Genomic DNA, 14228 nt, shown 5'->3' with positions numbered 1-14228 from the left:
CGCGATGGCCCGCCGCAGCACGAAGACACCGCCGCCGGACGACGCGTTCGAGGAGCGAATCCTCGACATCGACGTCGTCGACGAGATGCAGGGCTCCTTCCTCGAGTACGCGTACTCGGTGATCTACTCGCGTGCCCTCCCCGACGCCCGCGACGGCATGAAGCCCGTCCAGCGCCGCATCGTCTACCAGATGGGCGAGATGGGGCTCCGGCCCGACCGCGGCTTCGTCAAGTGCGCCCGTGTCGTCGGCGAGGTGATGGGCAAGCTCCACCCGCACGGCGACGCGTCGATCTACGACGCCATGGTCCGCATGGCACAGCCCTTCTCCATGCGCCTCCCCCTCGTCGACGGCCACGGGAACTTCGGGTCCCTCGGCAACGACGACCCGCCCGCCGCCATGCGGTACACCGAGTCGCGGATGGCCCCGGCCGCGCTGCTCATGACCGAGTCCATCGACGAGGACACGGTCGACTTCACGCCGAACTACGACGGCCAGGAGCGGGAGCCGGTGGCACTCCCCGCCGCCTACCCGAACCTGCTGGTCAACGGCGCGTCCGGCATCGCGGTCGGCATGGCGACGAACATGCCGCCGCACAACCTCGGCGAGGTCATCGCCGCCGCCCGGCATCTCATCCGCCACCCGGGCGCCGACCTCGAGACGCTGATGCGTTTCGTGCCGGGACCCGACCTGCCGACCGGTGGCCGGATCGTCGGCCTCTCCGGCATCAAGGACGCGTACGAATCGGGCCGCGGCTCGTTCAAGATCCGCGCCACGACGAGCGTCGAGACCGTCACGGCCCGCCGCAAGGGCATCGTCGTGACCGAGCTGCCCTTCACGGTCGGCCCCGAGAAGGTCATCTCCAAGATCAAGGACCTGGTCGGCTCCAAGAAGCTCCAGGGCATCGCGGACGTCAAGGACCTCACCGACCGCAACCACGGGCTGCGCCTGGTCATCGAGATCAAGAACGGCTTCGTGCCGGAGGCGGTCCTGGAGCAGCTCTACAAGCTGACGCCGATGGAGGAGTCCTTCGGCATCAACAACGTCGCACTGGTCGACGGCCAGCCGCTCACCCTCGGCCTCAAGGAGCTCCTGGAGGTCTACCTCGACCACCGCTTCGAGGTCGTCCGGCGCCGCTCCGAATTCCGCAGGACCAAGAAGCGCGACCGGCTCCACCTGGTGCTCGGCCTCCTCATCGCGCTGCTCGACATCGACGAGGTCATCCGCCTCATCCGGGAGAGCGACAACTCCGCACAGGCCAAGGACCGCCTGATGGAGCGCTTCTCGCTGAGCGAGATCCAGACGCAGTACATCCTGGACACCCCGCTGCGCCGCCTCACCCGGTTCGACCGCATGGAACTGGAGAGCGAGCGCGACCGCCTCAACGGCGAGATCGACGAGCTGACCGGGATCCTGGACTCCGACGCCGAGCTGCGCAAGCTGGTCTCCGCGGAGCTGGCCGCGGTCGCCAAGAAGTTCGCCACCGACCGGCGGACGGTCCTGCTGGAGTCGGCGGGCGCGCCCGTCGCGTCCGTGTCCCTGGAGGTCGCGGACGACCCGTGCCGGGTCCTGCTGTCCTCCACCGGCCTGCTCGCCCGTACGGCGACGGCGGACCTGCCCGAGGCCGACCCGGACGCGACCCGCGTGAAGCACGACGTGATCCTTTCGTCGGTGGCCGCCACCCAGCGCGGCGACATCGGCGCCGTGACCTCGGACGGGCGGCTGCTGCGGATCGCGGTGATCGACCTGCCGCAGCTCCCCGACACCGCGAGCGCCCCGAACCTGGCGGGGGGCGCGCCGCTGTCCGAGTTCCTGTCCCTGGAGGCCGACGAGACGGTGGTCTGCCTCACCACGCTCGACGAGTCCTCGCCGGGGCTCGCCCTCGGCACGCTCCAGGGCGTGGTGAAGCGCGTGGTCCCGGACTACCCGGCGAACAAGGACGAGCTGGAGGTCATCACCCTCAAGGACGGCGACCGGATCGTCGGCGCGACCGAGCTGCGTACGGGCGAGGAGGACCTGGTCTTCATCACCTCCGACGCACAGCTGCTCCGCTTCCAGGCCTCGCAGGTACGGCCCCAGGGCCGACCTGCCGGCGGCATGGCGGGCGTCAAGCTGACGGCGGGCGCCGAGGTGATCTCGTTCACCGCCGTCGACCCGGCCGCCGACGCCGTGGTCTTCACCGTCGCCGGGTCCACGGGCACCCTGGACTCCTCGGGTACGTCGGCGAAGGTGACGCCCTTCGACCAGTACCCGCGCAAGGGCCGCGCGACCGGCGGTGTCCGCTGCCAGCGCTTCCTGAAGGGCGAGGACGTCCTGATCCTGGCCTGGGCAGGCGCCACCCCGGCCCGTGCCGCCCAGAAGAACGGCACCCCGGTGGTGCTCCCGGACGTGGACCCGCGCCGCGACGGCTCGGGCACGCCACTCCCCCAGCCGGTGGACGTGGTGGCGGGCCCCGCGTACTAGGAGGTTCCGGAGGCGTCCTGGGAGCTTCCTAGGACGCCTCCGGCTCCTCCTCGGTCTGCTGGACGTACCGCAGGACGCCCCACATGCTGTGCTCGTCGGGTGCGTCCTGCGGGCCGTTCTGCTCGCACTCCGCGAGTTCCTTGCGCAGGCCGGCCGCGTCGATGCCGGAGCCGATCAGGACGAGCTGGGTGAGCCGTTCCTCGCCCTCGGGCCACCGCTCGGGGTAGAAGCGCAGGAAACGGCCGACGGCGTGCACGCTGTAGCGGTTGTCCGGGTCGGCGGCGCCGAAGTCGACGAAGCCCTTGATCCGGTAGAGGCCTTCCGGCCGTGCGTCCAGGAAGGCCATGAGCCGGCGCGGATGGAGCGGGGCAGCGGCCGTCAGGGACACGGTCTCGTAGCCGGTGTGCGGGTGGGCGTGCGGCTCGTCCTCGCCGTACAGGATGTCCTCGATGGACAGCTGTCCCTCGATCTCCCCCTCGGGGACCACCCGGTCGAAGAGCAGCTCCGGGTCGATCCGGCCGTGCACGGCCTCCACCACGACGGCCTTCCCCGCGAGACCGGCCACCGTCTCGCGGACGGCGAGCAGTTCGGCCCCGGAGACCCGGTCGGCCTTGTTCACGACGACGAGGTCGGCGATCGGCAGATGCCGGTCGGTCTCGGGGTGCCGCTGCCGGGTCGCGGAGAACTCGGCCGCGTCGACGACCTGGACGAGCCCCCCGTACACGGTCCGCTCGTTCTCGCTGGCGAGCACCATCCGGACGAGTTCCTGCGGCTCGGCGAGGCCGCTCGCCTCGATCACGATCACGTCGAGCCGCGACTCGGGGCGGGTGAGGACCTCCAGGTACTCGTCGAGCTCGCTCGCGTCGACGGCACAGCACAGGCAGCCGTTGCCGAGGGAGACGGTCGAGCCCACCTGTCCGGCGACGCTCATCGCGTCGATGCCGATGTCTCCGAAGTCGTTGACCATGACCCCGATACGGGTGCCCCGGGTGCCGCGCAGCAGATGGTTGAGGAGCGTGGTCTTCCCGGCCCCGAGAAACCCGGCCAGGACGACGACGGGGATCTGCTGCGTGGTCAAGGGACGTGCCTCCGGTTCCTTCGTCTCCCACGGCTGCGGGAGACCCCTTCCCACGGCTGTGGGAAATCCCAGAATAGGCAACCGCTCCGCCGCCATTTCCGGTCCCGGGGCGTGGCCCCGTACCGTTTCCGGCATGAACCCCGCACAGACCGGCCCCTCGCGCCCCCTCGCGCGCCGACGGCGGTTCGGGTGGCCCCAGCGGGTGTTCTCGCAGGTCCTGCTGATGCAGCTGGCCATCGCGACCGGTGTCACCGTCCTCGCCACGGGGCTCTTCCTCGCCCCGCTCAGCGCTCAGCTCGACGACCAGGCCATGCGGCGGGCCCTGGCCATCGCCGGGACCACGGCGTCACCCCGGCTGGCCGCGGACCTCACCGGCACCCTGCCGTCCGCGAGCGGCCCGGTGCAGCGGGAGGCCGAGCGGATACGGACCTCCACGGGCGCCGAGTACGTGGTGGTCATGGACACGCGTGGAGTGCGCTGGTCGCACACCGACCCCGCCGAGATCGGCAGGCGCGTCTCCACGGACCCGAGCACCGTCCTCGCCGGGCGCGAGGTGATGGAGATCGACAGCGGCACCCTGGGCCGCTCGGCGCGCGGCAAGACGCCGCTGCGGGACGCGGACGGGCGGATCGTCGGCGCCGTCTCGGTCGGCATCGAGTACGACAGCGTCCGCGACCGGCTCCTCGGCGCGATTCCGGGCCTCCTCGCCTACGCGGGCGGCGCGCTGGCGGCCGGGGCCCTGGCCGCGTACCTGATCTCCCGGCGCCTGCAGCGCCAGACCCACGACCTGGCCTTCTCCGACATCTCCGCGCTGCTCGCCGAACGCGAGGCCATGCTCCACGGCATCCGCGAAGGCGTCGTGGCCCTGGACCGCAACGGCTCCGTGCGGCTGATGAACGACGAGGCGCAGCGACTCCTCGGTCTCGGCCCCGAGGCGGCCGGCCGACCGCTCGACGAGGTCCTCGGCCGGGGCCGCACCGCCGACGTCCTCGCGGGCCGGGTGACCGGCGAGGACCTGGTCACCGTGCGGGGCCACCGGGTCCTGATCGCCAACAGGATGCCGACCGACGACGGCGGCGCCGTGGCGACCCTCCGCGACCGCACCGAGCTGGAGCGGCTCGGGCGCGAGCTGGACTCGACCCGCGGCCTGATCGACGCGCTCCGCGCGCAGGACCACGAACACGCCAATCGGATGCACACCCTCCTCGGCCTCCTGGAGCTGGAGATGCACGAGGAGGCGGTCGAGTTCGTCACCGAGGTGGTCGGCGTGCACCGGGCGACCGCCGAACAGGTCACGGAGAAGGTCCACGACCCGCTGCTCGCCGCGCTCCTGGTCGGCAAGGCCACCGTCGCCGCCGAGCGGGGCGTCTCGCTGCGGATCGCCCCGGGCTCGCTGCTCCCCGACCGGCTCGTCGACCCGCGTGAACTGGTCACCGTCGTCGGCAACCTGGTCGACAACGCCCTGGACGCCGTCGCCGGCACCCCCGGCGCCCGCATCGACGTCTCCTTCCGCACCGAGGGCCGTACGGTCGTGCTGCGCGTCACGGACAGCGGCACCGGGGTTCCGGAGGAGCACCGTGAGCTGATCTTCACCGAGGGATGGTCGACGAAGGCGCTTCCGTCCCACGGCAAGCGGGGGCTCGGTCTCGCGCTCGTACGCCGGCTCGCCGAACGGCGGGGCGGTACCGCCCGCGTCGCCGACGGTCCCGAGGGAGGTGCCGAGTTCACCGTCGTCCTGCCGGACGCCCTGACGGAACCGGAACCGGACGCGCCCTCCCTGGAGCCCGCGGAGGAGGTCCGATGATCGACGTCCTCGTCGTGGACGACGACGTGCTGGTGGCGCGGATCAACGCCGCCTACGTCGCCAAGGTCCCCGGCTTCCGGGTCGTCGCCACCGCCCACTCGACCTCCGAGGCCCTCGCCGCCCTGGACGAGCGACCGGTGGACCTGATCCTCCTCGACCACTACCTGCCGGACGAGAACGGGCTCGCGGCCGTACGGGAGCTCCGCACGCGCGGCCACCAGTGCGACGTGATCATGGTGACGGCGGCCCGGGACGTGGCCACGGTGCAGGCGGCGATGCGACACGGAGCCCTGCAGTACCTGGTCAAGCCGTTCAACTTCGCCGGTCTGCGCTCCAAGCTGGAGGCGTACGCGACGCTCCGCAGCACCCTGGCGAGCGGGGGCGAGGCGGAGCAGGCCGAGGTGGACCGCATCTTCGGGGTCCTGTCGGCCGGTTCCGTCGCCCCCGACCTGCCCAAGGGGCACTCCCCCACCACCGCCGAGCTGGTCCGGCAGGTCCTGCTCGCCGCGGACGGGCCGCTGTCCACGCAGGAGATCGCCGAGCGGGCCGGCGTCAGCCGTCAGACGGCGCAGCGCTACCTCAAGCTCCTCGAACGCACCGGCCGAGTCCGTCTCTCGCTCCGGTACGGCGAGACCGGCCGCCCCGAACACCGCTACGCCTGGGCGAGCTCAGCCCGGCATGATCCGAACGACACCCCCTAGGGCCTTTCGTTTGGATCAGGCCGGATCAGGGAGCGGGGTCTGGTGCCGTGGTTCGCAAGGCGGAGGAGGGCGCCATGGCGGAGCCATGGCAACCGACGACAACGCGGCGAGGTGCGGTGCCAGGGCCCGCGAGCCCGGCATGATCCAAACGAGAGGCCCTAGGTCCTCCGTCAGACGGCTCCCGCGCCGGTCAGCGCCCTGACCTCGGCCTCCGCGTGCCGCGCTTCGTCGGGCGGTTCGGTCGAGGTGACGGTGCCGAACCAGCCCGCGAGGAAGCCGAGCGGGATGGAGACCACCCCCGGGTTCTGCAGCGGGAAGAGGTGGAAGTCGACGCCGGGGAACAGCGCCTCGGGACTCCCCGAGACGACCGGCGACACCAGCACCAGCAGCACCGCGGGGATCAGACCCCCGTACACCGACCAGACCGCACCCCTGGTGGTGAACTTCCGCCAGAACAGCGAGTAGAGCAGCACCGGCAGGTTCGCGGAGGCCGCGACCGCGAAGGCCAGTCCGACGAGGAAGGCCACGTTGAGGTCGCGGGCGAGCAGCCCCAGACCGATCGCGGCCGCTCCGATGCCCGCCGCGGCGATCCGGGCCACGGTCACCTCGCTGTACTGCTTCGCGTGCCGGCGGCGCAGCGAGGCGTACAGGTCGTGGGCGACCGAGGCCGAGGACGCGAGGGTGATCCCCGCGACGACGGCGAGGATCGTCGCGAAGGCGATGGCGGCGACGATCGCGAAGAGCACCGTGCCGCCGGTGGAGCCCGCTCCTCCGCCGAGGTCGAGGGCGAGCAGCGGTACCGCGGTGTTGCCGGAGGCGTTGGACGCGCGGACCTCGTCCGGACCGATCAGGGCCGCCGCGCCGAACCCGAGCACGATGGTCATCAGGTAGAAGCTCCCGATGAGCCCGATGGACCAGACGACGGACCGACGGGCGGCCCTGGCGGTCGGGACGGTGTAGAAGCGCGACAGGATGTGGGGCAGTCCCGCCGTGCCCAGGACCAGGGCGATCCCGAGGCTGATGAAGTCGAGGCGGGCCGTCCAGTCCCCGCCGTAGCGGAGCCCGGGGGCGAGGAAGTCCAGACCGTGGCCGCTGCGTTCGGCCGCGGTGGAGAGCAGGTCGTTCACATCGCCGTGGAACCGGAGCAGCACGAGAACGGTGAGCGCGATGGTCCCCGCCATGAGCAGGACCGCTTTGACGATCTGGATCCAGGTGGTGGCCCGCATGCCGCCGAGCGACACGTAGATCACCATCAGCGCGCCCACACCGATGACCGTCCACGAGCGGGCCGCCTCGCTGGTACCCCCGAGGAGCAGCGCGACCAGGCTTCCGGCGCCGACCATCTGGGCCACGAGGTACAGCACGGAGACGGCCACCGAGGACGTTCCGGCCGCGATCCGCACGGGACGCTCGGACATCCGCGCGGCGACGACGTCAGCGAGGGTGAACCGGCCGCAGTTGCGGACCAGTTCGGCCACGAGCAGCAGCACGACCAGCCAGGCGACGAGGAATCCGACGGAGTACAGCATGCCGTCGTAGCCGTAGAGCGCGATCAGTCCGGAGATGCCGAGGAAGGAAGCCGCGGACATGTAGTCGCCCGCGATGGCGAAACCGTTCTCCATGGGCGAGAACAGCCTGCCCCCGGCGTAGAACTCCTCCGCCGAGCCGCGCCGGTTGCGGCTCACCCAGGTGGTGATCCCCAGGGTGACGGCGACGAAGACGCTGAACAGCACCAGCGCCAGGGTCTGGTGGTCTCCCGTCACGGCTGCACCACCCCTCGGGTCATCTCCTGGGTGTCCCAGCGCAGTTCCAGCGCGGCACGGTCCCTGCGCAGCCGCGCGTGGCGTGCGTAGGCCCAGGTCAGCAAGAAGGTGGTGAGGAACTGCCCGAGCCCCGCGACCATCGCCACGTTCACCACTCCGGCGACCGGCCGGGCCATGAGGCCGGGCGCGGCGGTGGCCGCCACGACGTAGGCCAGGTACCAGAGGAGGAACGCGAGCGCGGCCGGGAAGACGAACCTTCGGTAGCGGCTGCGCACTTCCTGGAAGGCGGGGCTCCGCTGCACTTCCAGATAGATGTCCGCCGCGCCGTGGACCCGCTGCCGCACCACCGCGTCGGGACGACCGTCGCCGGGCGCCCCGGCCTCCGTCCGCTCCCCCCGGCCGGAGCCCGTCGCCTCGTACCAGGGGTCGTCGACCGCCATCGCCGAAGCGTCGCGCCCCTCCTGCTTGTCCACCTTCTCCACCGGCCAACTCCTTGTCAGCGAACCGTTTCGGCCGCGTGCCCAAGGATGGACAGAGCGGGAAGATCCCGGACTCTTCTCCCCTCTCTGTTCACCCCATCAGGTGACGCTTCTCCCAGGAGCCCTGACCAGTCCGTGCTGATATGCGTACCGCACGGCCTGCGCGCGGTCCCGCACCCCCGTCTTGGCGAAGAGATTGTTGATATGCGTCTTCACCGTGGCCGTGGAGATCCGCAGCCGACCGGCGATCTCCTGGTTGGAGAGCCCGTCCGCGACCAGCACGAGCACCTCCGTCTCCCGCTCCGTGAGCCCGTCGGCCTGTGGTGCGCCAGGGGCACCGGGACCGTCCGTGCCCTCCGGCCCCGCGCCCAGCAGCTGCTCCAGCAGTCGCCTCTGCACGGACGGGGACAGCCCCGCTCGCCCGTCGGTCACGTCCCGCAGAGCCCGTACGATCTCCTCCCCGCCGGCGTCCTTGGTCAGGTACCCCCGCGCTCCGGCCCGCAACGCCGGGAACAGCGAGTCGTCGTCGGCATACGTGGTCAGTACGACGACCTCCGTCCCGGGGTGCCGCTCGCGGATCCGGCGGGTGGCCTCGGCGCCGTCGCACCGGGGCATCCGCAGATCCATCAGGACCACGTCGGGCGCGAGTTCCGCGGTGAGCGCCACCGCCTCCTCCCCGTCCCGTGCCGCCCCGACGACCTCGACCCCGGGAAGGAGCCCGAGCAGCATCACGATCCCCTCACGCACCGCGGCCTGGTCGTCGGCGACCACCACCCTCAGGGCTCGGCCCCCCTCGGTCGCTCGACCACCTTCCTGGCCGCCGGTCTCCTCCCTGCCGCTCACGCCACTCATGCCGTCACTCATGCCACTCACGCCGCCGCTCATGCCGGCACCCGCAGCCGCACCGTGAACCCCCGTCCCTCGGGCCCGGCCTCCAGGCTGCCGCCGAGCAGGTCGGCCCGTTCCTTCATGCCGAGCAGCCCGTACCCGGCGCCGGAGGAACCGAGCCCGTCCCCCTCTCGGACGCCCTCGGCCGTCGGAGGCGGCCCGGAGTCGCGTATCTCCAGGGAGATCCCGTCCGCCTCGTAGGCGAAGTTGATGCGCGTCCGGGCACCCGGGGCGTGCTTGCGCACGTTCGTCAGAGCTTCCTGCGCGACCCGCCGCACCGCCTGTGAGGCCTCGGCAGGGAGCTGCCGGCGCTCGCCGGTGACGTCGACCTCGGCGCGGCTCTCCCGCGCCAGGTCCTTCAGGTAGTCCTCCACCGGCACCATGTCACCGCGCAGCGCCGACAGCGCGTGACGGGTCTCGGCGAGTCCCTCCCTGGCCATGGAGCGGGCCGAGGTCACGAGCTTGAGGATCTCCGCCCGGTCCGCCCCCGCCTCGATCTGGAGCCGCGCGACCTCCAGGTGCACCATCTGGGCGGAGAGGCTGTGAGCGAGCACGTCGTGTATCTCCCGGGCGATTCTGGCCCGCTCGGCGAGCGCCGCCGACGCGGCCTCGGCCTCCCGGGCGAGCCGCTCCTGGGCGAGCAGCTGGAACCCCGCACCGCGCGCCTGGGCGTCCAGCCTGAGCGAGTAGCCCGCGAGCAGCACGGCCGCCGTGGTCAGGGCGGCCCCGAGCATCCCGGTCTCGTCGGCCTCCGCGAACCCCGGGACGAGTACCGCCACGGTGGCCAGGCCGGCGGGGAGCGGCAGCCGCTCCATCGCCATGATCGCGATGACTATCCACATCACCGTCGCGGGCGTGGGGGCTCCGGCCGCGTAGGCCCCGAGTCCGCAGAGCGCCATCACGCCGAGCAGCCCGAGCGACGCCGCCGCCCGGTGGTCGAGCGTCGTGTGGTGGTAGCCCAGGGCCGCCGCCGCACAGAGCCCGAATCCGAGCGGGGGCAGCGCCGCGTACCACCCGCCGAACGCCCCCGAGGTGTAACAGCCGGCCAGCACCCAGACGCTCAGGGCGATGATCATGCTGTAGTCGATGACGACCCTGCCCCGGGGCACCCCGAGGCGGGTGAGCGCCTCCCGCGAAGGCCAGGCGCCCCTGGAACCCTGCTGGGGCGCACCCCCACCCGTCCCACGCGCTCGGTCGCGCTTCTCGCCCATGCCCGTCCCCCTCCGTCATCTCGATGCTACGGAGAGTCCGGGGCCGTGTGATCGGCCCGTGGGTGGAGCAGATGGCTCCACCCACGGGTGGAGCGCCTCAGGCGTCGATGCGCGAGCGGTCGAGGGTGGCCGCGGAGCCGGTGATGAACTCCTTACGGGGAGCCACGTCGTTGCCCATGAGGAGGTCGAAGACCTGCTCGGCCGCGTCCAGGTCGCCGATGTTGATCCGGCGCAGGGTGCGGTGGCGCGGGTCCATCGTGGTCTCCGCGAGCTGGTCGGCGTCCATCTCGCCAAGACCCTTGTACCGCTGGATGGCGTCCTTGTAGCGGACCCCCTTGCGCTGGTACTCCAGCAGGGTCTGGCGCAGCTCGTTGTCCGAGTACGTGTAGACGTACTTGTCCTGGCCCTTCTTGGGCTGGACGAGTTCGATCCGGTGCAGCGGCGGCACGGCGGCGAAGACCCGTCCCGCCTCCACCATCGGCCGCATGTAGCGCTGGAACAGCGTCAGCAGCAGGCAGCGGATGTGGGCACCGTCGACGTCGGCGTCGACCAGGAGGACGATCTTCCCGTAGCGGGCCGCGTCGATGTCGAAGGTGCGGCCCGAGCCCGCTCCTATGACCTGGATGATCGCCCCGCACTCGGCGTTCTTCAGCATGTCCGAGACGGACGACTTCTGAACGTTGAGGATCTTGCCCCGGATGGGCAGCAGGGCCTGGAACTCGCTGTTGCGGGCGAGCTTGGCCGTACCGAGGGCCGAGTCGCCCTCGACGATGAACAGCTCGCTGCGCTCCACGTCGTCGCTGCGGCAGTCGGCGAGCTTGGCCGGAAGCGAGGAGGACTCGAGGGCGGTCTTCCGCCGCTGGGCCTCCTTGTGCTGCCTGGCGGCGATCCGGGTACGGGCCGCGGCGACGGCCTTGTCCAGGACGGCTCGCGCCTGCGCCTTGGCGTCCCGCTTGGTGGAGGTGAGGAAGGCCTTGAGCTCCTTGGCGACCACGGTCGCCACGATCCGGCGGGCCGCGGACGTGCCGAGGACCTCCTTGGTCTGGCCCTCGAACTGAGGCTCGGCGAGGCGGACCGTCACGACGGCCGTGAGCCCTTCGAGGGCGTCGTCCTTGACGACGTCGTCCTCGGCGACGCGCAGCATCTTCGTGGAGCGCAGGACCTCGTTCACCGTCTTGGTGATGGCCTGCTCGAAGCCCGAGACGTGGGTGCCGCCCTTCGGGGTGGCGATGATGTTGACGAAGGACTTGACCGTGGTGTCGTAGCCGGTGCCCCAGCGCAGGGCGACGTCGACGACGAGCTCGCGGGTGACCTCGGTCGGGGTCATGTGGCCGCGCTCGTCGAGGACGGGGACGGTCTCCTTGAAGGTGCCCTGTCCGGTGAGGCGCTGGATGTCGCAGACGGCCTTGTCCTGGGCGAGGTATTCGCAGAACTCGCTGATGCCGCCGTCGAAGCGGAACGTCTCCTCGCTCTTGCCGACCCCCTCCAGGTCCCGCTCGTCGCGGACGACGATGGTGAGGCCGGGCACGAGGAAGGCGGTCTGCCGGGCACGCTGGTGCAGCGTCTCCAGGGAGAGCTTGGCGTCCTTGAGGAAGATCTGGCGGTCCGCCCAGTAGCGGACGCGGGTGCCGGTGCGGTTCTTGGGGACGCGCTTGCCCTTGAGGAGGCCGTTGGCCGGATCGAAGGGGCTGTCGGGGCCCTGCTCGGTGAAGATGCCCGGGACGCCCCGGCGGAAGCTGATCGAGTGCGTGGCGCTGTTCCGGTCGACCTCGACGTCGAGACGGGCCGACAGGGCGTTGACCACGGAGGCGCCGACGCCGTGCAGACCGCCGGAGGCCGCGTACGATCCACCGCCGAACTTTCCGCCGGCGTGCAGCTTCGTCATGACGACCTCGACTCCGGAGAGTCCGGTCTTCGGCTCGACGTCGACCGGGATGCCCCGGCCGTTGTCCCGTACCTCCACGGAACCGTCGTGGTGGAGGATCACCTCGATGTGGTCGCAGTAGCCACCCAGGGCCTCGTCGACCGAGTTGTCGATGATTTCCCAGATGCAGTGCATCAGGCCGCGGCTGTCGGTGGACCCGATGTACATACCGGGGCGCTTGCGGACCGCTTCGAGCCCTTCGAGTACGAGCAGGTGCCGCGCGGTGTAGTTGGAAGCGTCACGGTCTGCGGTCAGCAGCGCACTGGACGGCACGGACGTTTCGGCGGTCACGCGGTTCGCTCCTCGCTGAATTTGAAAACTGGCCCGGTGGGGTAAGGCCCGGCGTCGGTCACCGGTCAGAGGGTACCGATGCCTGGTAGAGCCGTTGTAACGCCACCCTCCCCGATTCCTCATGCTAGTCCAGGGTCGTATGGATGTTCGATCCCTCGATGGGGTGACGCGAACATCACGTTCCCTTCCAGGCATGAACCATTTAGGCTCCGGGCACGTCCTCATGAACAACCGGCAACCACGCCGGGAGGGCCGACCGAGACAAGCAACGCGAAATCCGTAGAGCGAAGCAATACGGCTCATTCGCCGCCAACCGGCAGCAGACAGCCACCTTGGGAAGAAGTTTCAAGGAAAAGCCACGAGCGGGAACGTTTTCGGCCTGGTTGGATGTTGACCCTGGTACGACAGCTCGTCGAGCTAGAGAAGAGGCGACGTGACTACTGTTCTGACCCCTGCGAGCCCCCTGACGGCCGCTGACCGCTGCGACCGCTGCGGCGCCCAGGCGTACCTGCGCGTCGTCCTGACCAGCGGAGGTGACTTGCTCTTCTGCGCCCACCACGGACGCAAGTTCGAGCCGGAACTCAAGAAGATCGCCGTTGAGATACAGGATGAGACGGACCGGCTGACGGACGTGCCGGCGCGCACGGTGGGCGACGAGCACTGACGCCTCGCATCCACGACGAGCCCAGTTCCGGCCAATGACCGGACGGCGGGCGGTCACCCCCGCGTTTCAAGGGGGGTGACCGCCCGCACTCGTATCCGCAGCGCGATCCGACGTCAGAAGCGGGCCGGCAGCACCGCCGAGACGCGGGTGTAGACACCCGGGTTCTCCGCCTGCCCGCAGCCACTGCCCCAGGACACCAGGCCGACAAGAAGCCCCTTGGCCACGAGCGGTCCCCCGCTGTCGCCCTGGCACGCGTCCTTGCCGCCCTGCGGGTCGCCCGCGCACAGCATCGTGTCGCCCTGGTACGGGGCGCCGAAGCCGCCGCCGGGATAGGCCTGCTCGCACGTACTGTCCGGCAGTACCTGCACGCGCGCCGTCCGCAGCGTGGACGCGTAGGTCCCGTTGCCTGTGGTGTCACCCCAGCCGAACACGTCCGCCTCCGTGCCCGGCGTGAGCGCCGCGTCACCTTCCCGGGCGACGCCGATCACCGAGGACTGCGGCAGCGCGCTCACCAGCGTCAGCACCGCGAGATCACCCGCGTTGGTCGTCGGGTCGTAGTCGGGGTTCACCCAGGTGTCCGAGACGCGCACCTCCTGCCCTCCCTGGCCGCGCAGCGCGGCGCGGCCCGCGATGACCACGAAGTCGCGCACCTCCCACGGCTCACCGCCCAGCACTTCCCGCCCCAGGCAGTGGGCCGCCGTGAGCACCTTGGTCGGCGCCACGACCACTCCCCCGCAGAACTGCCCCGCGCGCGTACCCCCGAACCGGTCACGGCTGGACAGCGCCACGACCCACGGCGCGTCCGCGATCCGGGCCGGACGCCCACCCACGACGACGCTGTCGGCGGCTACAGGAGCGGCGGTGACGGCTTGCCCCGCCGCTGCGGCGATCAAGCCCATAGCACCCGTCAATGCTCGGGTGAGGGAACCACGCATGGAGCCTCCTGACTCTCCGGTGATGTCGG

Annotated in this window: 11 protein-coding genes; 4 read left to right on the top strand and 7 right to left on the bottom strand. The window is 71.0% G+C overall.

Translation table 11 applies throughout. From position 1 onward, the window contains the following. Positions 1 to 4: 4 nt before the first annotated feature. Entirely contained in the window at positions 5 to 2461 is a 2457-nt protein-coding gene (locus tag IO20_RS0110615) for a DNA gyrase/topoisomerase IV subunit A (protein WP_030548260.1), read from the top strand. Positions 2462 to 2489: 28 nt separating this feature from the next. Here IO20_RS0110615 and IO20_RS0110610 read toward each other — a convergent pair whose 3' ends face one another. Continuing rightward, entirely contained in the window at positions 2490 to 3539 is a 1050-nt protein-coding gene (locus IO20_RS0110610; protein WP_037635131.1) for a CobW family GTP-binding protein, read from the bottom strand. A gap of 133 nt (positions 3540 to 3672) precedes the next feature. On the opposite strand from IO20_RS0110610, the gene IO20_RS0110605 reads away from it, so the two are divergent. After that, the gene (locus tag IO20_RS0110605; RefSeq protein WP_030548256.1) at positions 3673 to 5343 is read left to right on the top strand and encodes a sensor histidine kinase; all 1671 of its coding nucleotides are present in this window, start codon (positions 3673 to 3675) and stop codon (positions 5341 to 5343) included. Further along, a complete protein-coding gene (locus tag IO20_RS0110600) occupies positions 5340 to 6044 on the top strand; it encodes a DUF7342 family protein (RefSeq protein ID WP_030548254.1) in 705 nt (234 codons plus the stop codon). The genes IO20_RS0110605 and IO20_RS0110600 overlap by 4 nt, the downstream gene beginning before the upstream one ends. A 170-nt stretch (positions 6045 to 6214) precedes the next feature. Here the strand turns inward: IO20_RS0110600 and IO20_RS0110595 are convergent, their stop codons facing one another. The 5 genes from IO20_RS0110595 to IO20_RS0110575 all read right to left on the bottom strand — a co-directional run bounded on the left by IO20_RS0110595 (position 6215) and on the right by IO20_RS0110575 (position 12600). Next, the gene (locus IO20_RS0110595) at positions 6215 to 7807 is read right to left on the bottom strand and encodes a solute symporter family protein (RefSeq protein WP_030548252.1); all 1593 of its coding nucleotides are present in this window, start codon (positions 7805 to 7807) and stop codon (positions 6215 to 6217) included. Then, a complete protein-coding gene (locus tag IO20_RS0110590; RefSeq protein ID WP_106978547.1) occupies positions 7804 to 8247 on the bottom strand; it encodes a DUF485 domain-containing protein in 444 nt (147 codons plus the stop codon). Before IO20_RS0110590 ends, IO20_RS0110595 begins: the two co-directional genes overlap by 4 nt. Positions 8248 to 8385: 138 nt before the next feature. Beyond that, positions 8386 to 9138: a response regulator gene (locus tag IO20_RS0110585; protein WP_051874358.1), complete on the bottom strand. Its 753-nt coding sequence runs from the start codon at positions 9136 to 9138 to the stop codon at positions 8386 to 8388. 29 nt (positions 9139 to 9167) lie between these two features. After that, the gene (locus IO20_RS0110580; RefSeq protein WP_030548246.1) at positions 9168 to 10385 is read right to left on the bottom strand and encodes a sensor histidine kinase; all 1218 of its coding nucleotides are present in this window, start codon (positions 10383 to 10385) and stop codon (positions 9168 to 9170) included. A gap of 97 nt (positions 10386 to 10482) precedes the next feature. Beyond that, the gene (locus tag IO20_RS0110575) at positions 10483 to 12600 is read right to left on the bottom strand and encodes a DNA gyrase/topoisomerase IV subunit B (protein ID WP_030548244.1); all 2118 of its coding nucleotides are present in this window, start codon (positions 12598 to 12600) and stop codon (positions 10483 to 10485) included. A 433-nt stretch (positions 12601 to 13033) separates the two neighbouring features. Between IO20_RS0110575 and IO20_RS0110570 the strand changes: the two genes are divergently transcribed. Then, on the top strand, positions 13034 to 13264 hold the full coding sequence (locus IO20_RS0110570) for a DUF7455 domain-containing protein (protein ID WP_030211728.1): 231 nt from the start codon (positions 13034 to 13036) through the stop codon (positions 13262 to 13264). A gap of 113 nt (positions 13265 to 13377) precedes the next feature. On the opposite strand, the gene IO20_RS0110565 is transcribed toward IO20_RS0110570, so the two are convergent. Next, positions 13378 to 14199 (bottom strand): serine protease, encoded by an 822-nt coding sequence (locus tag IO20_RS0110565; protein ID WP_030548241.1) that lies wholly within the window; start codon positions 14197 to 14199, stop codon positions 13378 to 13380. Between the last annotated feature and the right edge of the window lie 29 nt (positions 14200 to 14228).

The sequence above is a fragment of the Streptomyces exfoliatus genome (assembly GCF_000725545.1).
Lineage (GTDB): Bacteria > Actinomycetota > Actinomycetes > Streptomycetales > Streptomycetaceae > Streptomyces > Streptomyces exfoliatus.
This window is presented reverse-complemented; position numbering and strand designations above follow the sequence as displayed.